We start from the raw sequence: 22,110 nt of genomic DNA on the forward strand, positions 1-22,110 counted from the left end.
GGTCACGTAGATGACTGAGCGTCAGACCAGCGACGGGCGGCGGGAGAAGGACCGGCCGTGGCTCATGCGCACGTACGCCGGCCACTCCACCGCCGAGGCGTCCAACGAGCTGTACCGGCGCAACCTCGCCAAGGGCCAGACCGGCCTGTCGGTCGCGTTCGACCTGCCGACACAGACCGGCTACGACCCCGACCACATCCTCGCCCGCGGCGAGGTCGGCCGGGTCGGAGTCCCCGTCTCGCACCTCGGTGACATGCGCCGGCTGTTCCAGGACATCCCCCTGGAGCAGATGAACACCTCGATGACCATCAACGCCACCGCCATGTGGCTGCTGGCGCTCTATCAGGTCGTCGCCGAAGAGCAGGGTGCGGACATCACCAAGCTCCAGGGGACGACCCAGAACGACATCGTGAAGGAGTACCTGTCGCGGGGCACGCATGTGTTCCCGCCGGGTCCTTCGCTCCGTCTGACGACGGACATGATCTGCTACACGGTCAACCACATCCCCAAGTGGAACCCCATCAACATCTGTAGCTACCACCTACAGGAGGCGGGGGCCACACCGGTCCAGGAGATCTCGTACGCGATGTCCACCGCGATCGCCGTGCTCGACGCGGTCTTCGCGTCGGGGCAGATCCCCGAGGACCGCAAGGGCGATGTCGTCGCCCGTATCTCCTTCTTCGTGAACGCGGGCGTCCGCTTCGTCGAGGAGATGTGCAAGATGCGCGCGTTCGGGCGGATCTGGGATGAGATCACGCGTAAGCGGTACGGCATCGAGGACCCCAAGCAGCGGCGCTTCCGGTACGGCGTGCAGGTCAACTCCCTCGGTCTGACGGAGGCGCAGCCGGAGAACAACATCCAGCGGATCGTCCTCGAGATGCTGGCCGTGACGCTCTCGAAGGACGCACGCGCGCGTGCCGTACAGCTGCCCGCCTGGAACGAGGCGCTGGGCCTGCCGAGGCCCTGGGACCAGCAGTGGTCGCTGCGTATGCAGCAGGTGCTCGCCTACGAGAGCGACCTGCTGGAGTACGCGGACATATTCGAGGGCTCGCACGTCATCGAGGCGAAGGTCCAGGAGCTGGTCGAGGAGTCGCTGGCCGAGATCGACCGGATCCAGGAGATGGGCGGCGCGATGGCCGCCGTCGAGTCCGGCTACCTCAAGTCCCAGCTCGTCGCCTCGCACGCGGAGCGCCGGGCCCGGATCGAGTCGGGCCGGGAGAAGATCGTCGGCGTCAACATCTTCGAGTCGACCGAGCCGAACCCGCTGACGGCCGACCTGGACGCGGCGATCCAGACGGTCGACCCGGCGGTCGAGGCCCGGGTGATCGCGGCGCTGGGGACCTGGCGCGACACCCGCTACCAGCCGCCCTTCAACCACCCGCGCCCGTGCAAGGCGCTGGAGAAGCTGAAGGAAGCCGCCAAGGGCACCGGCAACCTCATGGAGGCCACCCTGGAGTGCGCCCGCGCCGGGGCCACGACCGGCGAGTGGGCCGGGGCGCTGCGCGAGGTGTTCGGCGAGTTCCGCGCGCCGACCGGTGTGTCCTCCGCGCCGGTCGCCGTCACCGCCGAGGCGGGCACCGCGCTCGCGCTGGTCCGTCAGAAGGTGGAGCTGACCGCGAAGGACATGGGCGTCGGCAAGCTCCGCTTCCTGGTGGGCAAGCCGGGCCTGGACGGGCACTCCAACGGCGCCGAGCAGATCGCCGTGCGGGCCCGTGACGCCGGGTTCGAGGTGGTCTACCAGGGCATCCGGCTGACGCCCGAGCAGATCGTGGACGCGGCCCTGGCCGAGGACGTGCACGGCGTCGGCCTGTCCATCCTGTCCGGTTCGCACGCGCAGCTCGTGCCCGACGTTCTCGACCGGCTCCGCGAGGCCGGCGCGACCGACATTCCGGTGATCGCGGGCGGGATCATCCCGAACGCGGACGCCGAACAGCTGCGGGCCGCGGGAGTGGCCGCGGTCTTCACCCCGAAGGACTTCGACATCACCGGAATCATCGGCCGTATCGTCGACGAGATCCGGAAAGCGAACAAGCTCGACCCCCTGGAGGTCCCCGCATGACCACGCCCGTCAACCGCCTGCGCCCGCGACGCTCCTGCCTCGCGGTGCCGGGAAGCAACCCCCGCTTCCTGGAGAAGGCCCAGGGCCTCCCCGCCGACCAGGTCTTCCTCGACCTGGAGGACGCCTGCGCCCCGCTCGCCAAGCCCGAGGCGCGGCACACCATCGTGAAGTTCCTCAACGAGGGTGACTGGACGGGCAAGACGCGGGTCGTGCGCGTCAACGACTGGACGACGCAGTGGACGTACCGGGATGTCGTCACGGTCGTCGAGGGCGCGGGCCAGAACCTCGACTGCATCATGCTGCCGAAGGTCCAGGACGCCCAGCAGGTCGTCGCGCTCGACCTCCTGCTCACCCAGATCGAGAAGACGATGGGCTTCGAGGTCGGCAAGATCGGCATCGAGGCGCAGATCGAGAACGCGCAGGGCCTGAACAACGTCAACGAGATCGCGCAGGCCTCGCCGCGCGTCGAGACGATCATCTTCGGCCCGGCCGACTTCATGGCGTCGATCAACATGAAGTCGCTGGTCGTGGGCGAGCAGCCGCCCGGCTACCCGGCGGACGCCTACCACTACATCCTGATGAAGATCCTGATGGCCGCCCGCGCCAACAACCTCCAGGCGATCGACGGCCCCTACCTCCAGATCCGCAACATCGACGGCTACCGCGCGGTCGCCCAGCGCGCCGCGGCCCTCGGTTTCGACGGCAAGTGGGTGCTGCACCCGGGCCAGGTCGAGGCGTCCAACGAGATCTTCTCCCCCTCCCAGGAGGACTACGACCACGCCGAGCTGATCCTGGACGCGTACGACTTCTACACGTCCGAGGCGGGCGGCAAGAAGGGCTCGGCGATGCTCGGCGACGAGATGATCGACGAGGCCAGCCGCAAGATGGCGCTGGTCATCTCGGGCAAGGGCCGGGCCGCCGGCATGCAGCGCACGTCCAAGTTCGAAGCCCCGGAGGCCTGAGCACCATGCAGTTCGGACGCACGTACGAGGAGTTCGAGGTCGGCGCGGTCTACAAGCACTGGCCCGGAAAGACGGTCACGGAGTACGACGACCACCTCTTCTGTCTGCTGACCATGAACCACCACCCGCTCCACATGGACACCAACTATGCGGAGAAGACGACGGACTTCGGGAAGAACGTCGTCGTCGGGAACTACATCTACTCGCTGCTGCTCGGCATGTCGGTCCCCGACGTCTCGGGCAAGGCGATCGCCAACCTGGAGGTCGAGTCGCTGAAGCACGTGGCGCCGACCTTCCACGGCGACACGATCTACGGCGAGACCACGGTCCTCGACAAGACACCCTCCAGGTCCAAGTCGGACCGCGGGATCGTCTACGTCGAGACCAAGGGCTACAAGCAGGACGGCACGCTGGTCTGCGTGTTCCGCCGCAAGGTGATGGTCCCCACCGAGACGTACATCAAGGAGCGCGGCGGCGAGCAGCCCGGCCGCCCGGAGCTCACCGCACCTGCGGAGAAGAAGACGGAGAAGTAGCCATGGCGCGACTCGCCCAGACCGCCGGTCTGACCGACATCCAGCAGGAGATCCTCTCCACCGTCCGCGACTTCGTGGACAAGGAGATCATCCCGGTCGCCACCGAGCTGGAGCACCGCGACGAGTACCCCCAGCAGATCGTCGACGGCCTCAAGGAACTGGGCCTGTTCGGCCTGATGATCCCGGAGGAGTACGGGGGCCTGGGCGAGTCCCTCCTCACCTACGCGCTCTGCGTCGAGGAGATCGCCCGTGGCTGGATGTCGGTGTCCGGCATCATCAACACGCACTTCATCGTGGCGTACATGCTCAAGCAGCACGGCACTCAGGAGCAGAAGGACCACTTCCTGCCCCGGATGGCGCTCGGCGAGGTGCGGGGCGCGTTCTCCATGTCGGAGCCGGCTCTTGGTTCGGATGTGTCCGCGATCTCGTCCAAGGCGGTCAAGGACGGCGACGAGTACGTCCTGAACGGCCAGAAGATGTGGCTGACGAACGGCGGCTCGTCGAATCTCGTGGCGGTCCTCGTCCGAAGTGACGAAGGACACCCCGAGGGCACGGCGCCCCACAAGTCGATGACGACCTTCCTGGTCGAGAAGGAGCCCGGCTTCGGAGAGGTCCGCCCCGGCCTCACCATTCCCGGGAAGATCGACAAGATGGGTTACAAGGGGGTCGACACCACCGAGCTGATTATGGACGGACTACGCGTTCCGGCCAATCGGGTACTCGGAGGCACGACCGGCCGAGGGTTTTACCAAATGATGGACGGAGTGGAAGTCGGCCGCGTGAATGTAGCGGCCCGTGGCTGCGGTGTGGCGCAGCGTGCTTTCGAACTCGGCGTCTCATATGCCCAGCAGCGTCACACTTTCGGCAAGCCGATCGCCCAGCACCAGGCCATCCAGTTCAAGCTCGCGGAGATGGCTACCAAGGTCGAGGCCGCCCATGCAATGATGGTGAACGCGGCCCGCAAAAAGGATTCCGGGGAACGAAACGACCTCGAAGCAGGGATGGCGAAGTACCTCGCGTCCGAATACTGCAAGGAAGTCGTGGAGGACGCTTTCCGGATTCACGGCGGTTACGGCTTCTCCAAGGAGTACGAGATCGAGCGCCTCTACCGGGAGGCCCCGATGCTGCTGATCGGTGAAGGGACCGCCGAAATCCAGAAAATGATCATCGGACGCAGGCTGCTCGAAGAGTATCGACTCCAGGGCTAGATGTCCGGGTTCGGGGTGTTTTCATCGAGAAGAAGATCACACCCCGTCAACACTCTTCGGCCGCCGACTCGGCTTCTTGGCTTGCCCAGTTGCGGCCCGCGACCGGTACGATCCCGGGAAAGCCGCCGTCCCCCGTTACAGCGCGGCATCATCCGCTACGAAGGTCATCCATGCCCCACAGCCAAACCTCTGCACCTCGCGGCCGGGTCCGCCTCGCGCGCGGAGCATCGCCGTGGCTTCTCCCGACCGTTGCCACCGCAGCACTCAGCCTGGTCCGGGCGCGCCGCTCCGGCGCCGCCAAGGCCGTGGCCGTACCCGCCACCGCACTGGCGGCGGGCATGCTGTGGTTCTTCCGCGACCCCGAGCGCGAGATCACTCAGGGCCGGGTCATCTCGCCCGCCGACGGCGTCGTCCAGAGCATCATGCCCTGGAAGGACGGGCGTACACGCGTCGCGATCTTCATGAGCCCGCTCAACGTCCACGTCAACCGCGCGCCGCTGTCCGGCACGGTGACGTCTGTCGAGCACATCCCGGGTGGGTTCGTTCCGGCGTTCAACAAGGAGAGCGAGAACAACGAACGCGTCGTCTGGCACTTCGACACCGAGCTCGGTGACATCGAGATGATCCAGATCGCCGGCGCGGTCGCTCGCCGCATCGTCCCGTACGTGCCGCAGGGCACCAAGGTCGAGCAGGGCGACCGGATTGGCCTGATCCGCTTCGGCTCGCGCGTCGACATCTACCTCCCCGAGGGTGTCGACGTCGACGTGGAGGTCGGTCAGAAGACCGTGGCTGGGGTGACTCGAATTGACCGTGATTGATCCTGAGACACAGACCGGCTGGGTGCCGGAGGCCGACGAGGTGGACGACGAGGAGGAGATGCCCCTCTCCCTCCGCCTCTCAATAGCGGACACGCTGACTCTCGGCAACGCCACGTGCGGCTTCATGGCGGTGTACTTCACCACCACCGGCATCCTGATCCCGCACCTCACGGGCAGCCAGGAGTCGGGCATGGCCCGGCACAGCGCGGCCACGGCGGTCATCCTGATGCTGTGCGCGGCGGTCTTCGACCTCTTCGACGGCCTCGTCGCCCGCAAGCTGCGCTCCTCACCCATGGGCGCGGAGCTGGACAACCTCTCCGACCTGATCAGCTTCGGCCTGGCACCGGCGTACTTCGTGCTGGTCTACGGCATGGTCGCGGACGACGCGCACCAGAGAGTGGCGGCGGTGGGGGCCATCGTGGTCCTCCTCGCGGTCGTCCTACGCCTCGCGCGCTTCTCCTGCGTGACGGTCAAGGACGGCACGTTCCAGGGCATGCCCTCGCCGTTCGGCGCGCTGACGGTCGTCTCCATCGTGCTCCTCGAGCTGCCGTTCGTCGCCACGCTCATGGCGATCATCGGCACCGCCTGGCTGATGGTGAGCCGAGTCGAGTACCCGAAGCCGCGGGGTCGTCTCGCGGTGGCGATGCTCTCCTGGATCGTGCTGTCGATGGGCCTGCTGGCGGCGTGGGCCTTCGACGCCCCCAGCGGCCAGCTGCTCCTCCAGACGGGCTGCGCGCTCCAGCTGGTCATGGGCGCGGTGATCCCCCTCTTCGCGACGGCGCGGCGGGTGAACAACTTCCGCGACAACCGCCGTGAGGCGCGTGCCGCGCAGTTGCCGTAGCGGATTGGTCGTAACGAGTACCCGAAGGGCCCCGAGCCAGTTGGCTCGGGGCCCTTCGGCGTGTGCCGCGTTCCCGGCCGCTCCGGCGTCTGCCGGGCTCAGACCAGGAAGTCCCGGGCGATGTTCTCCGCGACCCGCTCCAGGATCGGCCCCGCGTCCTCGATGCACTTCGCGATGTCCGGCTCGGACTCCGTCAGCGGGTACGCCCGCCGGATGCCGGCCCGCCCCAGCTCCTGCGGCGGCAGGGCGAGCCGCCCGCACACCGCGACGACCTCCTTGCCCGCCGCCCGAGCTGCCGCGGCCACACCCGCCGGCGCCTTCCCGTGCAGCGTCTGCTCGTCCAGCGACCCCTCGCCGGTGATCACGAGCGTGGCGCGGTCCAGCGCCGGCGCGAAGCCGAGCACGTCCAGCATCACCTCGATGCCGGGCCGGAACCCGGCGCCGAGCACCAGCGCCCCGTACCCGATGCCGCCCGCGGCACCCGCACCGGGCGCGGCGGCGTACTCCGCGGCCTTCGGCCCGATCGCCTTCTCCAGCACCGCCGCGAAGTGCGCCAGCGCCGCGTCCAGCGTGGCCACGTCGTCCGGTGCGGCGCCCTTCTGCGGCCCGTACACCGCGGGTGCGCCCTTCGGCCCGGTCAGCGGATTGTCGACGTCGCTCGCGAGGACCAGCTCGATCTCCGCGAGGCGGGGGTCGAGGCCCGAGAGATCGGCCAGGGCGAGCTCGCTCAGTCCGCCGCCCCCGGGAGCCACCGGCTCGCCCTCCGCGTCCACGAAGCGCGCACCGAGCGCGGCCAGCATGCCCGCCCCGCCGTCGGTCGTCGCGCTGCCGCCGACCCCGAACACGATGGTCCGCGCCCCGGCGTCCAGCGCGGCCCGCAGCAGTTCCCCGGACCCGTACGTCGACGCCGTGAGCGGCGCGAAGACACCTTTGGGCAGCCGTTGCAGCCCGCTCGCCTCCGCCATCTCCACGACCGCGGTGCCGCCGCGCAGCGCGAACGCCGCCGTGACCTCTTCGCCGAGCGGCCCGGCGACCCGCACCGCACGCCGCTCGAATCCGGCCGCGACCGCCGCGTCCACGGTCCCGTCGCCGCCGTCGGCCACAGGCAGCGCCTCGACCTCCACGGCGGGCGCGACCCGGCGCAGGCCGGCCGTCACACGCTCCGCGACCTGTACGGCGGTCAGCGACCCCTTGAACTTGTCCGCGGCGATGAGCACCCTGCGGGTCCCGTTGACTCCAGCGTCCGCCACCTTGCATTCCCCTTGCTCTCCGGGCCTTGCTCACGTCAAGGCAGTCGCGCCGCAGCGACCTTAACCGCAGGACGCACTCGCCGTCATGCCCCGCCGGGCCCCCGGAACACAGCGCATCCGCCCCCGGAATCGGGTACACCGAAGCTATGACCCCTGTGGGCACCGAACCGGATCTCGCCGACCGCGTCCTCGGCGGCTGGCTGGGCCGGATCGCGGGCAACATGCTCGGCAAACCGGTCGAGCAGGGCGACCACTGGACGCGGGAGCGCATCGACCGCTATCTGCGGCAGGCCGGGGCCCTGCCGCTCACCGACTATCTCCCCGAGCCCGTCGGCCCGGGCGCCGGCGACGAGTTCGCGCTGCGCCCCGAGTGGCGCCAGTGCGTACGCGGCCGTATCCACGGCAGCTGCCGGGACGACGACGTGGACTACGCGATCCTCGGCCTCCACCTCCTCGAGACGCACGGCTTCGGCTTCAGCACGGAGCAGGTGGGCGACCTATGGCTGCTGCGGCTGCCGTACCTCCAGACGTTCACGGCGGAACGGGCGGCCTACCGCAACCTCGCGGGCGGCATCAGACCACCGCTCACCGCGACGTACGAGAACCCGTACCAGGAGTGGATCGGCGCCTTGATCCGCGCCGACATCTACGGCTGGACGTGCCCCGGCGCTCCTTGGCGCGCGGCCTCGCTGGCCCGCCGGGACGCCGTGCTCTCCCACACCGGCAACGGGGTGTACGGCGCGATGTGGGCGGCGGCACTGATCTCGGCGGCGTTCACGGCACCCGGGGTGCGGGACGCCCTGGACACGGCCCTGACGGTCATCCCCGCGAGCAGCCGCCTCGCCCGCATCGTGCGCCGCGTCGCCTCGCTGCACGAGACCCGGCTGAGCTGGGAGGACACGCTCAGCACGGTGGCCGAGGAGACGGCGGGGCTCGGCTGGATCCATACGGTCCCGAACGCCGCGGTCCTCACGGCGGGGCTCCTGTACGGCGACGGCGACTTCACCCGCACGATCACACTGACGGTGCGCGGCGGCCTGGACACCGACTCGAACGGCGCGACGGCGGGCTCGGTGGCGGGCGTCCTCAGCGGGGCGGCCGCGATCCCGCCCCAGTGGAAGGACCCGCTGGAGGACACGGTCCGCAGTGCGGTGTTCGGCTTCGACGGGGTACGGATCAGCGAACTGGCCGCACGCACGCTCGCACTGGCGGAGACGGAACCGGAGACGGGGGCCGGCCCGGAGACGGGGGCCGCCGGGACCGGTCTGGACACTCCGTAGCGAGGCACAGCACGGCGAGGCGGGGGAGACCGGGCCGGAGGAACGGTCGACGAAGTCCCTGCCGGGAGCGCCGAGTTCGCCGCGCCGTGGCGGGATCACGACGTCACGGCGTTCCACTCCTCGGTCCGCCGCTGCGCCACCCGGAACGTCCGCGCGGACTGGATACCCTTCCGGAGTGACCACTCCACAAGACTTCGCCACGTACATCGCGGGCCTCCCCCGCGTCCTCGCCGGTGCCGCCGTGCTCTTCCGTGACGCCACGGGCCGGGTGCTGCTGGTCGAGCCCAGCTACCGGGAGGGCTGGGCGCTGCCGGGCGGCACGATCGAGTCGGACGACGGGGAGACACCGAGGCAGGGCGCACGACGGGAGACGGCCGAGGAGATCGGACTCGACGTCGAGCCGGGCCGGCTCCTGGCGGTGGACTGGGTGCCCGGAACGGCCCGCCCACCCCTGGTGGCGTACCTGTACGACGGCGGCGTTCTCGGCGAGGAGGACCTCAAGGCGATCCGCCTCCAGGAGGAGGAACTGCTGTCCTGGCGCCTCGTGCCGCGGGAAGAGCTTCCGGAATACCTTTCGGGCGCCCTGGGCCGTCGCGTCCTGGCCGGACTCGACGCGGTGGCCGAGGGTGCGGGGACGGCGGAGCTGGAGAACGGACACCGGGTGGGCTGATGCCGCCGGGCCCGGTCAGTCAGGAGCTGAGGATCCTGCGCTTCTGTTCCTCGAATTCGGTCTCGGTGAGGACACCCTGGGCCTTGAGCTCCCCGAGCTGCTTCAACTGATCGATCTTGCTGCTCATGTCGTCGGCAGGCGGGGCGGGAGGGGGCTGGGCGGCCGGCGGGGCCTCCTGATACTCCTGCTGGGCCCATCGCCCCTGCTGGCGGCGTGACACGCGGTTCGACACGGCGGTCGCCGTACCGGCCACTACGGCTGTGCGGGCGACCCCGCGGCAGGAGACCTGGCACGGCGGTTTCCTTTCTTGCAGGATGCATGCTCCCTGCCGAAGGCACGCGTCTCGCCGGAGGCATGCGACACAAACAGTCCACCGAGCGACACACAATTCTCGGTGCACCGGACACTCCCATTGGAGCACCGGATGAATTCCCTCGCACATCGGCCTTCGTGCTGCCCTGCGTAAATACCGACGTTCTGCCGGACTGTGATTCTCGTGGCAAGCTGAAATGTGGCCACCGGCCGGTTCGCTGGTCAGTGGCGAGGCCTACGTGGGAGGAGCTCACAATGACCACGACTGGAATGCAGCAGCGGCACGGGACCGGAAGTGGCAGCGGAGGAGCCTGGGTGTCCGGCTGGACCGCATTCGCCGGGGCCATGATGATCCTCGGCGGGACGATGGCGGTATTCGAAGGAATCTCCGCCATCGTCCACGACGATGTCTTCATCGTCACCAACAGCTACTCCTACAACTTCAACCTGACGGGTTGGGGCTGGATCCACCTCATCCTCGGCATTCTGGTCTTCTTCGCCGGCATCGCCGTGTTCCGTGGTGAGCTGTGGGCACGCATCACCGGAATCGTGCTGGCCGGCCTGTCGATGATCGCCAACTTCATATGGCTGCCGCACTCCCCCTTCTGGGCCATCGTGCTGATCGTCGTGGATGCCTTCGTCATCTGGGCGCTGTGCGTCGGAACCGACCGGGACGCCGCCCGCACCACCGCCTAGCGGCCTAGCTGGCCGCGCCGTCCCGGGCAACCCGGCGGGTGGGTGTTGGGCCGTTCGGCACCGGACGGCACCCCGACCGGCTGAAAGGAGACGTGCCACCGAGCCGTACTGATCCACCCATGTTTTCTTGGTGGGGCGGATTCCTCCGGATCTCCGCATCGGCACCCACAGGGAGACACGAGTGGAAACCACCGGAAGTGACGGTCGCCAGCCCCTTGCCCCCCAGCTCCTCAAAGGACAGAAGGCGCTGGTGACGGGTGCGAATTCCGGCATCGGCAAGGCCACGGCGATCGGCCTGGGACGCGTGGGCGCCGATGTGGTGGTGAATTACGTGGCCGGGCGGGACGCCGCGGAAGAGGTGGTGCGCGAGATCGAGAGTTTCGGCGTCCGCGCCTACGCACACGAGGCGGACGTGTCACAGGAGGACCAGGTCGCCGACATGGTTTCCCGTATGGTCAAGGAGTTCGGGACCATCGACGTCATGGTGGCGAATGCGGGACTCCAGCGCGATGCCCCCGTCATCGACATGACCATGGCCCAGTGGCAGAAGGTGCTGGACGTCAATCTGACCGGACAATTCCTGTGCGCCCGTGAAGCGGCCAAGGAATTCATGCGGCGCGGCGTCGTCCCGGAGGTTTCACGCTCGGCAGGGAAAATCATCTGCATGAGTTCGGTCCACCAGATCATCCCCTGGGCGGGCCATGTGAACTACGCGGCGTCCAAGGGCGGGGTGCTGATGATGATGGCGACCCTCGCCCAGGAGCTGGCACCCCACCGGATCCGGGTCAACGCCGTTGCTCCGGGGGCGATTCGCACACCGATCAACCGCAGCGCCTGGGACACCCCGGAGGCCGAGGCCGACCTTCTCCGGCTCATCCCCTACCGCCGCGTCGGCGACCCGGACGACATCGCGAACGCGGTGGCCGCTCTGGCGTCCGACCTCTTCGACTACGTCGTGGGGACCACGATCTATGTGGACGGCGGCATGACGCTGTTCCCCGGTTTCGCCACGGGTGGCTGACGCCCGCTGCCCCTCAGCAGCCGTCCGGCACGAGCCACCGAGGCCCATGTGAACAGCGCGATCGACCACTTCCTGGCCAACGCCCCGGCACAGCTTCTGCCGGCCCGGGAGCTGATGGCCTTCACCCTGGCCTCCCACATCCTGCTCGTGCCCTTCGGCGTGGCCCTGCCCGCCATCACCCTCCTGATGCACTACCGCGGGCTGCGCAAGGGCGACGCCGTCGCGCTGCTGCTCGCGCGGCGCTGGTCGGCGGTCATGGCCGTCCAGTTCGCCATCGGCATCGTGACCGGCACGGTGCTCTCCTTCGAATTCGGTCTGCTGTGGCCGGGCATGATGGGCCGGTGGGGCGATGTCTTCGGCCTCGGTTTCGGGGTCGAGGCATGGGCGTTCTTCCTCGAGGCGATCCTCATCGCGATCTACCTGTACGGCTGGCGCCGGCTCAAGCCGTGGACGCACTTCTGGCTCGGCCTGCCCCTGCCGCTGGCCGCCCTGATGGGGGGCGTTCGGCATCGTGGCCGCGAACGCCTGGATGAACACCCCGCGCGGCTTCACGCTCGACGCGTCCGGCAACCCCGTGAACGTCGACGTGCGGCGGGCGGTCTTCACGCCGATGCTCGGCCCCGAGTACTGGCACTTCGTGGTCGGGGTGATCCTCACCGCCGGGTATGTCGTCGCCGGGGTGTACGCGGTCGGGCTGCTGTGGGGCCGCCGGGACCGCTACCACCGGCTCGGCTTCACCGTGCCGTTCTCCGTCGCCGCGATCCTCACCCCCGTGCAGTTCATCCTCGGGGACTCGATCGCCCGCTCCGTCTTCCACAAGCAGCCGGTGAAGTTCGCGGCCACCGAGATCGTCTGGAAGACCGGCACCCATATGCCGGAGTACATGTTCGGGCGTCTGCGTTCCGACGGGTCGATCTCCGGCGGCATCAAGATCCCCCAGCTGGACTCGATCCTCGCCGGATTCAGCGTGAACACCAAGGTGACGGGCCTGTCGTCGGTTCCCGCGAGCGACCGCCCGACCGCGACTCAGGCCACGATCGCCCACTGGGCGTTCGACATCATGGTGACCATCGGGAGCCTGCTCGTCCTGCTCGCCCTCTGGTACGGCTGGTGTTGGCTGCGCCACCGTGGCCTGCCCAGGTCACCGTGGTTCTTCCGGTGTGCCGCTGTCGCCGGCGCCGCCTGCCTGCTGACGGTGGAGTGCGGCTGGATCACGACCGAAGTGGGCCGTCAGCCCTGGATCGTCTACCAGAACATGCGGGTCTCGGAGGCGGTGACGGACACCCGTGCCTCGTCTCTGTGGGCGATGCTCGGCATCGTCGTGGTGGTCTACGTACTCGTCCTCGGTGCCTTCCTGGCCGTCCTCCTGAAGATGAGCAGCCGGTGGCGGCTGGCCGACGAGGACGCTCTCGCGGGAGCCGCCGCCGAGGATCTGGAGGACGACACCCCCTACGGGCCCCGCCCGTTGTCCACGACCGGAAGCGGGCACAGAGGCGGGAACAACGACGGCGGCAGCGGCAGGGACACGGACAGGGGCGGCGAATGATCGAGGACGTCGTCGCCTGGGTGCTGCTGGCCGTGGTGGCCGCGTACGCGTGCGCCGGCGGCGCGGACTACGGCGCCGGATTCTGGGACCTCGTCGCGGGCGGCCCCGAACGCGGCAAACGCCCCAGGTGGCTCATCGACCACGCCATGGAACCGGTGTGGGAGACCAACAACGTCTGGCTCATCTTCATCCTGGTCATCATGTGGACGGGCTTCCCGGTCCTGTTCCAGACGGTCTTCACGGCCATGTGGCTCCCGCTGGCACTCGCGGCCGTGGGACTCGTCCTGCGCGGCGCCGGCTTCGCCCTGCGCAAGCCCACCCGGCGCCTCGCCCGGCGCAGGATCGTCGGCGCCGTCTTCGCCCTCTCCTCGCTTCTTACGCCCTTCTTCCTCGGAGCGGCCGTCGGGGGTCTCGCCACGGGCCGGGTGGCTCCGGGCACGAAGGCGTCCGCCGACGCCTGGGCCAACGGGACGTCCGTGATCGCCGGACTGCTCACCATCGCCGCGACCGCCTTCCTCGGAGCGGTGTTCCTCACCGCCGACGCCCGCCGCTTCGATGCCGCCGACCTCGTCGGATACTTCCGGCTGCGGGCCTGGTGCAGCCTCGGCGTCATCGCCGTACTGGCGGTCGTCGGGCTCGCCGTGACCCACGACGACGCGCGCTACGTCCACGACGGGCTGACCGGCGGAATCGGTCTCGCCCTCGTCCTGGTCGCCGTCGTCAGCGCGTTGGCCACCGCCGGGCTGCTGTACCGAACGGCGACGGGATGGGCGAGGATCACCGCGGTCGGCAGCGTGGCCCTCGTCGTCGTGGCGTGGGGGCTGGCCCAGCGGCCCTATCTCATCCCCACCTCACTGACCGTGTCCGAGGCGGCCGGCGCGTCGACGACGCTGCGCTGGCTGATGCTGGTCACGGTCATCGCGGTGGTGCTCGTCGGACCGCCCCTGGTCCTGCTCTACCGGCTGGACACCCGCGGAGCCCTCCAGCCCCTCACGGACGCGGACCTGCGGCGGACGGCGTCCGGCCGGGATCCCGAGAACCCGTGACCGGGGCCGGGGCCGGGGCCGGGATCCAGGCCGCCGAGGAGTCGCCGATCGTGTTGGTCGTGGGGGTGACAGGCTCCGGGAAGACCACCGTCGGCAAGGCCGTCGCCGAGCAGCTCGGACTGGAGTTCGTCGAGGGCGACGACTTCCATCCCGCCGCGAACATCGCCAAGATGACCGCCGGCCACGCACTGGACGACGCCGACCGCGAGCCCTGGCTACGTGCCCTCGCCGACCGCATCCGGCACTCCGCCGCGGCGGGCGAGGGGCTGGTCGTCGCCTGCTCGGCCCTCAAGCGCGCCTACCGCGACAAGCTCCGGGCGGCCGCGGGCCCAGGGCTGTGGTGCCTGTACCTCGCCCTCGACCGGGACACCGCCCGGGACCGCGTGTCCCGGCGCACCGGTCACTTCATGCCCGCCCAGCTGGTCGACTCACAGTTCGAGACACTGGAGCCGCTGGAACCGGACGAGCCGGGCATGACCATGGACGCCACGGCCGCCCTCGCGACGATCCTCACCCGGGTGCGGGCCGCCGTCCCGCGCTCCGGCAGGGGCACGGCCCCCTGACGGGTCAGCCGCTCAGGAGTACGGCGACGCCTCCGGTCCGCTGTGCCGGACCGCCGGTACGGGCGACGCCTCCGGCCCGCGGTGCCGCACCGCCGGTACGGACGGGGGAGACCCTCCTGGGCCCGTCCCGCGACCCACGGTGGCGCGGCCGCTACATCGTCGGCGGCTGATCGGCGTCCGTCGCGTCCAGCGCGGCCAGGATGGCCGGTACCGGGATCCGCCCGGAGGCGACCAGTTGCGCACCGCCGCGTCGCAGGGCGGTGGCGAAGGGCGCGGCCCACAGGTTCTCGTAGACCAGGATTCCGGCGGAGTTGCCGGGCTCCAGGGCGGCGCCCGCCTCCTCGATGTCGTCCTGGCCCAGCAGGCCGGAGGACGCGCCCTCGAAGACGGCCAGGTCCAGAGCTCCGTCGCCGGTGAGGTCGGCGATCTCCAGGCCGACCACGGATCCGTCCTTTTCCTTTCCGACAAACATCAGATCGAGGATTCGAATGATGCCGCGGTCCACCAGATCGACCAGCAGAGGAAATCCCTCGCCCGTCATTCGGTTACCGGGAAACTCGACGACCAGATAGTCGATCGGACCCATTTCGACGGATTCATCGCTCACAGCTTCACCCCTGGGTGGTCACGGAATTCCCCCGGTCGCCGAATGCCATTGCGCCATCGTCCCCGAATGCCATTGCATCATCGGACGGAAGCCTCCGCACCTCGGTGCGGTATTCACCCCTCGGTGCGGTATTCACCCGCCGGGCCCGTCCGGGTCGCCGGATCGGGTCCGTACGGATCTCCTGTGACCATGACCAGCAGCGCACCTCCACCGGACCCGGACCAGCACTCCGCGGACCCGTCCGGCGACCAGCGGCTCTCGGCGCGGGAGCGCAGCGAGCTGGACAAGCTGCGGCACCGGGTGAGCGCCCTGGAGGGCGCCGGGCCGTCGGGGGCCGGGCCGTCGGGGGCCGGGCGGCACCACTGGCTCCGGTCGACGGGTTCGGTCCTGCTGATTCTCCTGGCCTCGCTGCTGTCGCTGCTGGCCGTCGTCGCGGTCTGGGCGAACAGCATCGTGCGGGACACGGACCGCTATGTCGCCACGGTCGGGCCGCTGGCGGGCAATCCGGACGTGCAGAAAGCGATCACCAACCGGGTCACCAGCGCGGTCCTCGCGCAGATCGACGTGGAGGCACTGGTCAAGGAGCTGGAGCAGGCGGCGGCGCAGCAGGGTGCCCCGCCGAAGGCGGCCCAGTTGCTCGGCGACCTGAGCGGCCCGATCACGAGCGGCCTGAAGAGCCTGGTCAGCAGCACCGTCCAGCGGGTGGTCTCCAGCAGTGCCTTCGACACGCTCTGGGTGGACGCGAACCGCTCGGTCCACAGCGCTCTGGACAAGGCCCTCACGGGCCACGACGGCGGTGCGGTGTCCCTCAAGAACGATCAGGTCGCCATCGACGTGGGGCCGATCGTGGCCAAGGTCAAGGACCAGCTGGTCAGTGCCGGCTTCAAGCCCGCCGCCCGGATCCCGGCCGTGCATACCGACTTCGTGGTGTTCGCGTCGAAGGACATCGGCGAGATCAAGACGTATCTGCGGGTGCTGGAGATCATCGGCAACTGGCTCCCCGTCATCGCCGTGCTGATCGGCGCCGTGGGCGTGTACCTGGCCGTCAACCGCCGTCGGGCCCTGATCGGGATCGCGTCGGGGGTGTTCGCCGCCATGCTGCTGCTCGGCGTCGCACTCACCGTCGCCCGGGCGATCTACCTCGACCATCTGCCCTCCGGGACGTCAGACGCCGCCGCGGGCGCGGTGTACGACGCGCTGGTCAAGTTCCTGCGCGCGAGTGTGCGGGCGGTCGGTGCGCTCGCCCTCCTGACGGCCGTCGGCGCGTTCCTCAGCGGCCCGTCCCGGGCCGCCGTCCTCACCCGTACGGGCTGCCGCAGGAGCATCGGCGCCCTGCGCGACGTCGCCGTGTCGGCGGGGCTCCCGCTGGGTGCGGTCGGCCGGTTCGTACACCGTTACAAGCGGTGGATCGGCGGCGTGATCCTGGTGGTCGCCGCGGTCGTCCTGTTCACCTGGAGCTATCCGACCACGGCTGTCGTGGTGTGGACGGTGGTGATCGTGCTGGTGGCCTTCGCGATCCGCGAGTTCCTGGACGCGCCGCCTACGGAGCCCGCCTGACCGCGCCCTCGTGCCGGCGTTCGCTCACCCGCCGCCAGATCGCCCGCTGGCACTTGAGCGTGCCGGTCCCGACCACGATCAGTACGACGATGTTGAGCAGCAGTTGGAACAGGGAACCCCGGGCCTCGTCCCAGCTGGCGAACGCGCACGAGACCCCGATGTCGGCCCCCGCCGGAATGGTGGTCACCGAGATGAAGACGCCGAGCAGTGCGCTCGTCCGGGCCTCGGCGAGCGAGACGATGCCGACGATCCCGGCCAGCACCGCCACCACGGCCGAGAAGAAGTTGGGGGTGTCGATCAGATTCGAGACGGGCCTGATCCCCAGCTCGAAGGCCGTCGGCTGCAACCCGGAGCCCCGGACCACGAGGGCGAAGAGGAAGGTCGCGGCAACGGCCAGCAGGAAGCCCACGAGCAGGGCCACGAGGCCCCGCTGGATTCTCGGCCGGGAGTGGTGGTCGATCCCGAGGGCGATGCTGGTGATGGCCCCGTACTCGGGTCCGACCACCATGGCCGCGACGATGAGGATCTGGGAGTTGGTGATGATGCCGACCGCGCCGATGATTCCGGCGATGACCAGGAAGAGGTAGAAGCTCGGGGGGTACCTGCCCTCGGCCCGGATCCTGGCCTCCACCTGCTCCCACACCGGTGCGCGCAGCCGGGCCCCGAGCCGCTCGGCCCCGGTCCTGGCCGCCCGCTCCGAGAACACCATGTCGACCGGGTCGAGGACGATGGAACCGTCGTGTTCCAGTCCGAGGGCCCGCAGGCCGCGCAGCACCTCGTTCGCGGCTCCGGTCAGGACGTCGCACTCGATGGCGTCGCCGTCGGGGTTGCGTACGCCGCCCGTCTGCAGGACCAGGTTCAGGACGCACGGCTCTGCGCTCAGCAGGGCCATGGTGCGTTCCGTGAGGTCCGGCGGGCACACCGCTCGGACATGGATCATGTCCATCCGGACCTCCGCGGGTCGGTGCGGTGCGCCGGCCGTGGCCCGGACAGGTCACTCACCCATTAACGCGGCGGCCCCTGAGCGCGGCAACTCGGCGGGCGGACCCCCGGCACCTGCCGCAGGGTGGGGACATGCGGACGCCCGACGAGCTGAGCGAGGCCGGCTTCCGGTCGCTCTACCGACATCTGCGCGACACGGCCCCCGGCGGCGGCACACGCCGGGGCGCCCTGGACACCATCAGCGCCGAACAGGTGCTGGCGGCCGTCCGCGAGGTGCGGTCGGGACGTACGGTGTCGCTGGCCGCCCCCGTCAACACCCATGCCGCGCCGGACGACGCCGATCCGGCCGAGCACCGGCTCACCGCTCCGGCCGACGGCGAACCGGACCCGACCGGAGTGCAGTTCGCGCGGGACCGCATCGCCATGAACATTCACGGCGATGTGAACAGCCATATCGACGCGCTGTGCCACGTCATCTACGACGGCACCCTGCACGGTGGCATACCGGCGGCGGACGCGCTGTCGCCGGACGGGGCGAGCGCCCTGTCCATCGCCCTGGCCCGCGACGGCATCGTCGGACGCGGGGTGCTCCTCGACATCCCCCAGCTGCACGGCGTCCCCTGGCTCGAACCGGGATCGCAGGTGACGGCCGAGGACCTGGCCGCCGCCGAGGCGGGGCAGGGGGTCCGGGTCGGCCGGGGCGACATCCTCCTCGTACGGGTCGGGCATCGCCGACGGCGTGCGGAGCTGGGGGCCTGGGACGTGGCCGACGCTCGGGCCGGACTCCATCCGGCCGCCATGGAGTTCCTGGCCGAGCGGGAGGTGGCCGTACTCGGCAGCGACGGCAACAACGACGCGGCTCCGAGCGCGGCACAGGGCGTCGCGTTCCCGGTGCATGTGCTCGCCATCCACGCGATGGGACTGCATCTGCTCGACTATCTGCGGTTCGAGGACCTCGTACCGCTCTGCGCGCGGGACGGCCGCTGGTCGTTTCTCTGCGTGATCGCCCCCCTGCGGCTGCCCGCGGCCACCGGCTCCCCCGTCAATCCCCTCGCCATCCTGTGACGGCCGTCGGCCCCCGCTCACCCGACCGGCCCAACTCGCCGGAAACATCACCCGGAGATACGTTGGTGGTTGGGGCCGATGTCCCCTTCACCGGGCAGGACGGACGATGTTCCGAGGACGGTGGCCGGCATGACCGACGCGCGGCACTACGACGTCATCATCATTGGCACCGGTGCGGGCGGTGGCACGCTCGCCCACCGACTGGCCCCCACCGGGAAACGGATCCTCCTGCTCGAACGCGGTGACTACCTGCCCCGCGAACGCGACAACTGGGAATCCACCGCGGTCTTCGTCAAGGGCAAATACCGCGCTCCGGAGTTCTGGTACGACAAACACGGAAACCAGTTCCCGCCCGAAGTCAATTACTACGTCGGCGGCAACACCAAGTTCTACGGCGCCGCGCTCTTCCGTCTGCGCCCCGAGGACTTCGGCGAACTCCGCCACCACGACGGCATCTCCCCCGCCTGGCCGCTGAGCTACGAGGAACTCGAGCCGTACTACACGCAGGCCGAACACCTCTACCTCGTCCACGGCCGGCACGGCGAAGACCCGACCGAGGGTCCCACCAGCGCCCAGTACGCCTACCCGCCGGTCCAGCACGAGCCGCGCATCCAGCAACTCAGCCACGACCTGGAGAAGCAGGGGCTGCACCCCTTCCACCTTCCGATCGGGGTGAACCTCACCCAGGACGACCGGGGCCGGGCCACCCACGCCAGCGCCTGCATCCGCTGCGACCGCGTCGACGGCTTCCCCTGTCTGGTCGGCGCGAAGTCCGACGCGCAGGTCATCTGTGTCGACCCCGCCCTGGAGCACGCCAACGTCGAGATGCTCACCCATGCGGATGTGCGGCGCCTCGACACGGACGCGACCGGACGGAGTGTCACCTCGGTCGTCGCGACGGTGGGGGACGGGGCCGCTTCCACCGTGGAGTTCAGCGCCGACATCGTGGTCGTCGCCTGCGGCGCCGTCAACTCCGCCGTCCTGCTGCTGCGTTCGGCCGATGACCGGCATCCGCAGGGCCTGGCCAACAGCTCGGGCGTGGTGGGCCGGCACTACATGCGGCACAACAACCTGGCCCTGATGGCCGTGTCCAAGGAACCGAACGACACCAAATTCCAGAAGACCCTGGCGCTGCACGACTGGTACCTGGGATCCGACGACTGGGACTACCCTCTCGGCGGCATCCAGATGCTCGGCAAGTCCGACGCCGAGCAGATCCACGGCGAGGCGCCCCGCTGGGCCGGGGCCGTCGCCCCCGACATGCCGTTCGAGGTACTCGCCCACCACGCGGTCGACTTCTGGCTGTGCGGAGAGGACCTGCCCCTCGCCGAGAACCGCGTCACCCTGGACGGGGACGGCGGCATCCATCTGGCGCTCGACGAGAAGAACAACATCGCCGGGCTGAAGCGCCTGCGGCACAAACTACAGGGCATGCTCAGCCACTTGGGCATGCACGAGCACCATCTGCTGTCGCACAGCATCTACCTGCACAAGGGCATGCCCATCGGCGCCACCGCGCATCAGGCGGGCACGGTCCGCTTCGGCCGCGACCCCGCCGACTCCGCCCTCGACGTCAACTGCAAGGCCCACGACCTCGACAACCTCTACGTCGTCGACACGAGCTTCTTCCCGAGCATCGGCGCGGTGAATCCCTCGCTGACCGCCATCGCCAACGCCCTGCGGGTCGGCGACCATCTCGCGGAGCGACTGCGGTGACGGCGGGCCACCCGGCCGACCACGAGACCCGACACCGCACGCCGCGGGAGCGAGCCGCACTCGGCAAGGCCGCCCGGTCCTCCGTACCCCGCTCCAGTCACGCCGAGTTCGCGCCCCCGCAGAAGCGGCCCGACCCGGTGGACGTCGTCGACGCGCAGTCGGCGACGCGGGTGCCCGAGCTCGTACCGATCCGCTACGGCAGGATGACCGAGTCGCCGTTCCGCTTCTTTCGGGGGGCCGCCGCCATCATGGCGGGGGATCTCGCCGGCACTCCCCGGTCCGGGTTCAGGACGCAGCTGTGCGGCGACGCACACCTGCTGAACTTCCGGCTGCTGGCCTCTCCCGAGCGCCGCATGATGTTCGACATCAACGATTTCGACGAGACGCTGCCCGGCCCGTGGGAGTGGGACGTCAAGCGGCTGACCACCAGTCTCGTCATCGCGGGCCGGGCGAACGGCTTCAGCGCCAAGGAGCGGGCCGGCATCGTGCGGTCGACGGTGCGGTCCTACCGCGAGTGGATGCGGCGCTTCGCCGGATGGGGCAATCTCACCGTGTGGTACGCCCAGTTCGACGAGGAGTGGGTGCGCGCCCACTTCATAGACGAGGCGAGCGCGGGGATCCGCGACAGTTGGTCGCAGGCGGTGGCGAAGGCACGTACCCGGGACAGTCTCCACGCCTTCGGCCAACTCACCCACATCGTCGACGGGAAGGTCCGCATCGCCGCGGATCCGCCCCTGATCACGCCGCTCCAGGACCTGCTTCCGGATGTCGAACGCGGCGCGCTGGAGAAGGAGATCCGCCGGCTGATCGAACGTTACGGCCGGACCCTTCAGTCGGACCGGCGGATTCTGCTGGAGCAGTACCGGGTGGCCGACTTGGCCCGCAAGGTGGTCGGGGTCGGCAGCGTGGGCACCCGCTGCTGGATCGTGCTCCTGCTCGGCAGGGACGACAAGGATCCGCTGCTCCTCCAGGCCAAGGAGGCCGACGAGTCGGTGCTGGCGCCCTTCGCCGGCGCGAGCGGCTACCGGACGCAGGGCGAGCGCGTGGTCTCCGGCCAGCGGCTCATGCAGGCCACCAGCGACATCTTCCTCGGCTGGGAGCGGGTCGACGGCATCGACGGCCGCCGACGAGACTTCTACGTACGGCAGTTGCGGGACTGGAAGGGCATCGCCGAGCCCGAGGTGATGGTGCCGGCCGGCATGCGGGCCTTCGGTGAGCTGTGCGGTGCCACGCTGGCCCGCGCGCACGCCAGGTCGGGGGACCGGATCGCCATCGCCGCGTATCTGGGCGGCGGCGATGTCTTCGACCGGGCGCTGGTGACGTTCGCCGAGCGCTACGCCGACCAGAACGAGAAGGACCACCAGGCGCTCGTCGACGCCGTCCGCACGGGACGGGTAGCGGCTGAAGCCGCCTGAAAG

General features: G+C 69.6%; 19 protein-coding genes and 2 pseudogenes. 17 read left to right on the forward strand and 4 right to left on the reverse strand.

What is annotated here, in order from left to right; all coding sequences use genetic code 11:
* Window positions 1-10 precede the first annotated feature (10 nt).
* From SAVERM_RS10075 to pssA, 6 genes are all read left to right on the forward strand, one after another.
* Window positions 11-2,059, forward strand: a complete 2,049-nt coding sequence (locus SAVERM_RS10075) for a protein meaA (RefSeq protein ID WP_010983351.1) — start codon at window positions 11-13, stop codon at window positions 2,057-2,059.
* Window positions 2,056-3,021, forward strand: coding sequence for an HpcH/HpaI aldolase/citrate lyase family protein (locus SAVERM_RS10080; RefSeq protein ID WP_010983352.1), 966 nt, complete (start codon window positions 2,056-2,058; stop codon window positions 3,019-3,021). The genes SAVERM_RS10075 and SAVERM_RS10080 overlap by 4 nt, the downstream gene beginning before the upstream one ends.
* Before the next feature lie 5 nt (window positions 3,022-3,026).
* Entirely contained in the window at window positions 3,027-3,554 is a 528-nt protein-coding gene (locus tag SAVERM_RS10085) for a MaoC family dehydratase (protein ID WP_010983353.1), read from the forward strand.
* A 2-nt stretch (window positions 3,555-3,556) separates the two neighbouring features.
* Window positions 3,557-4,762: an acyl-CoA dehydrogenase family protein gene (locus SAVERM_RS10090; protein WP_010983354.1), complete on the forward strand. Its 1,206-nt coding sequence runs from the start codon at window positions 3,557-3,559 to the stop codon at window positions 4,760-4,762.
* 170 nt (window positions 4,763-4,932) lie between these two features.
* Window positions 4,933-5,580, forward strand: a complete 648-nt coding sequence (locus SAVERM_RS10095) for a phosphatidylserine decarboxylase (protein ID WP_010983355.1) — start codon at window positions 4,933-4,935, stop codon at window positions 5,578-5,580.
* Between the two features lie 22 nt (window positions 5,581-5,602).
* Window positions 5,603-6,421, forward strand: a complete 819-nt coding sequence (pssA, locus tag SAVERM_RS10100; RefSeq protein WP_037647344.1) for a CDP-diacylglycerol--serine O-phosphatidyltransferase — start codon at window positions 5,603-5,605, stop codon at window positions 6,419-6,421.
* 98 nt (window positions 6,422-6,519) lie between these two features.
* Here pssA and SAVERM_RS10105 read toward each other — a convergent pair whose 3' ends face one another.
* Entirely contained in the window at window positions 6,520-7,671 is a 1,152-nt protein-coding gene (locus SAVERM_RS10105; RefSeq protein ID WP_010983357.1) for a glycerate kinase, read from the reverse strand.
* A gap of 146 nt (window positions 7,672-7,817) precedes the next feature.
* Between SAVERM_RS10105 and SAVERM_RS10110 the strand changes: the two genes are divergently transcribed.
* Complete coding sequence (locus SAVERM_RS10110; protein WP_010983358.1) at window positions 7,818-8,951, forward strand: ADP-ribosylglycohydrolase family protein; 1,134 nt, start codon at window positions 7,818-7,820, stop codon at window positions 8,949-8,951.
* A gap of 175 nt (window positions 8,952-9,126) precedes the next feature.
* The gene (locus SAVERM_RS10115; protein ID WP_010983359.1) at window positions 9,127-9,621 is read left to right on the forward strand and encodes an NUDIX domain-containing protein; all 495 of its coding nucleotides are present in this window, start codon (window positions 9,127-9,129) and stop codon (window positions 9,619-9,621) included.
* Between the two features lie 19 nt (window positions 9,622-9,640).
* Here the strand turns inward: SAVERM_RS10115 and SAVERM_RS10120 are convergent.
* Window positions 9,641-9,914 (reverse strand): annotated as a pseudogene (locus SAVERM_RS10120) (SHOCT domain-containing protein).
* A gap of 274 nt (window positions 9,915-10,188) precedes the next feature.
* On the opposite strand from SAVERM_RS10120, the gene SAVERM_RS10125 reads away from it, so the two are divergent.
* From SAVERM_RS10125 to SAVERM_RS10145, 5 genes and pseudogenes are all read left to right on the forward strand, one after another.
* Complete coding sequence (locus SAVERM_RS10125; RefSeq protein WP_010983360.1) at window positions 10,189-10,629, forward strand: DUF7144 family membrane protein; 441 nt, start codon at window positions 10,189-10,191, stop codon at window positions 10,627-10,629.
* Between the two features lie 181 nt (window positions 10,630-10,810).
* On the forward strand, window positions 10,811-11,650 hold the full coding sequence (locus SAVERM_RS10130; RefSeq protein WP_010983361.1) for an SDR family oxidoreductase: 840 nt from the start codon (window positions 10,811-10,813) through the stop codon (window positions 11,648-11,650).
* A 114-nt stretch (window positions 11,651-11,764) separates the two neighbouring features.
* Window positions 11,765-13,196 (forward strand): annotated as a pseudogene (locus SAVERM_RS10135) (cytochrome ubiquinol oxidase subunit I).
* The gene (locus SAVERM_RS10140; RefSeq protein WP_010983363.1) at window positions 13,193-14,242 is read left to right on the forward strand and encodes a cytochrome d ubiquinol oxidase subunit II; all 1,050 of its coding nucleotides are present in this window, start codon (window positions 13,193-13,195) and stop codon (window positions 14,240-14,242) included. Before SAVERM_RS10135 ends, SAVERM_RS10140 begins: the two are co-directional and overlap by 4 nt.
* A complete protein-coding gene (locus SAVERM_RS10145; protein ID WP_010983364.1) occupies window positions 14,239-14,805 on the forward strand; it encodes a gluconokinase in 567 nt (188 codons plus the stop codon). Before SAVERM_RS10140 ends, SAVERM_RS10145 begins: the two co-directional genes overlap by 4 nt.
* Window positions 14,806-14,956: 151 nt before the next feature.
* Here SAVERM_RS10145 and SAVERM_RS10150 read toward each other — a convergent pair whose 3' ends face one another.
* Complete coding sequence (locus tag SAVERM_RS10150) at window positions 14,957-15,412, reverse strand: DUF6325 family protein (protein WP_010983365.1); 456 nt, start codon at window positions 15,410-15,412, stop codon at window positions 14,957-14,959.
* A 189-nt stretch (window positions 15,413-15,601) separates the two neighbouring features.
* Here SAVERM_RS10150 and SAVERM_RS10155 point away from each other — a divergent pair, with 189 nt between their 5' ends.
* Window positions 15,602-16,969, forward strand: coding sequence for a membrane protein (locus tag SAVERM_RS10155; protein WP_010983366.1), 1,368 nt, complete (start codon window positions 15,602-15,604; stop codon window positions 16,967-16,969).
* Here the strand turns inward: SAVERM_RS10155 and SAVERM_RS10160 are convergent.
* Window positions 16,953-17,915, reverse strand: a complete 963-nt coding sequence (locus SAVERM_RS10160; RefSeq protein WP_037647332.1) for a DUF389 domain-containing protein — start codon at window positions 17,913-17,915, stop codon at window positions 16,953-16,955. The genes SAVERM_RS10155 and SAVERM_RS10160 overlap by 17 nt on opposite strands.
* 128 nt (window positions 17,916-18,043) lie before the next feature.
* On the opposite strand from SAVERM_RS10160, the gene SAVERM_RS10165 reads away from it, so the two are divergent.
* From SAVERM_RS10165 to SAVERM_RS10175, 3 genes are all read left to right on the forward strand, one after another.
* The gene (locus tag SAVERM_RS10165; protein WP_010983368.1) at window positions 18,044-18,976 is read left to right on the forward strand and encodes a cyclase family protein; all 933 of its coding nucleotides are present in this window, start codon (window positions 18,044-18,046) and stop codon (window positions 18,974-18,976) included.
* Window positions 18,977-19,105: 129 nt separating this feature from the next.
* Window positions 19,106-20,692 (forward strand): GMC oxidoreductase, encoded by a 1,587-nt coding sequence (locus tag SAVERM_RS10170; protein WP_037647329.1) that lies wholly within the window; start codon window positions 19,106-19,108, stop codon window positions 20,690-20,692.
* On the forward strand, window positions 20,689-22,107 hold the full coding sequence (locus SAVERM_RS10175) for a DUF2252 domain-containing protein (protein ID WP_010983370.1): 1,419 nt from the start codon (window positions 20,689-20,691) through the stop codon (window positions 22,105-22,107). Before SAVERM_RS10170 ends, SAVERM_RS10175 begins: the two co-directional genes overlap by 4 nt.
* Window positions 22,108-22,110: the final 3 nt, after the last annotated feature.

The organism is Streptomyces avermitilis MA-4680 = NBRC 14893 (assembly GCF_000009765.2).
GTDB lineage: Bacteria > Actinomycetota > Actinomycetes > Streptomycetales > Streptomycetaceae > Streptomyces > Streptomyces avermitilis.

Bases quoted from the DNA above. Each gene is read 5' to 3' on its own strand.
- SAVERM_RS10075 (WP_010983351.1), top strand. From the start codon at position 11: ATGACTGAGCGTCAGACCAGCGACGGGCGGCGGGAGAAGGACCGGCCG.
- SAVERM_RS10080 (WP_010983352.1), top strand. From the start codon at position 2,056: ATGACCACGCCCGTCAACCGCCTGCGCCCGCGACGCTCCTGCCTCGCG.
- SAVERM_RS10085 (WP_010983353.1), top strand. From the start codon at position 3,027: ATGCAGTTCGGACGCACGTACGAGGAGTTCGAGGTCGGCGCGGTCTAC.
- SAVERM_RS10090 (WP_010983354.1), top strand. From the start codon at position 3,557: ATGGCGCGACTCGCCCAGACCGCCGGTCTGACCGACATCCAGCAGGAG.
- SAVERM_RS10095 (WP_010983355.1), top strand. From the start codon at position 4,933: ATGCCCCACAGCCAAACCTCTGCACCTCGCGGCCGGGTCCGCCTCGCG.
- SAVERM_RS10110 (WP_010983358.1), top strand. From the start codon at position 7,818: ATGACCCCTGTGGGCACCGAACCGGATCTCGCCGACCGCGTCCTCGGC.
- SAVERM_RS10125 (WP_010983360.1), top strand. From the start codon at position 10,189: ATGACCACGACTGGAATGCAGCAGCGGCACGGGACCGGAAGTGGCAGC.
- SAVERM_RS10140 (WP_010983363.1), top strand. From the start codon at position 13,193: ATGATCGAGGACGTCGTCGCCTGGGTGCTGCTGGCCGTGGTGGCCGCG.
- SAVERM_RS10155 (WP_010983366.1), top strand. From the start codon at position 15,602: ATGACCAGCAGCGCACCTCCACCGGACCCGGACCAGCACTCCGCGGAC.
- SAVERM_RS10160 (WP_037647332.1), bottom strand. From the start codon at position 17,915: ATGGACATGATCCATGTCCGAGCGGTGTGCCCGCCGGACCTCACGGAA.
- SAVERM_RS10165 (WP_010983368.1), top strand. From the start codon at position 18,044: ATGCGGACGCCCGACGAGCTGAGCGAGGCCGGCTTCCGGTCGCTCTAC.
- SAVERM_RS10170 (WP_037647329.1), top strand. From the start codon at position 19,106: ATGACCGACGCGCGGCACTACGACGTCATCATCATTGGCACCGGTGCG.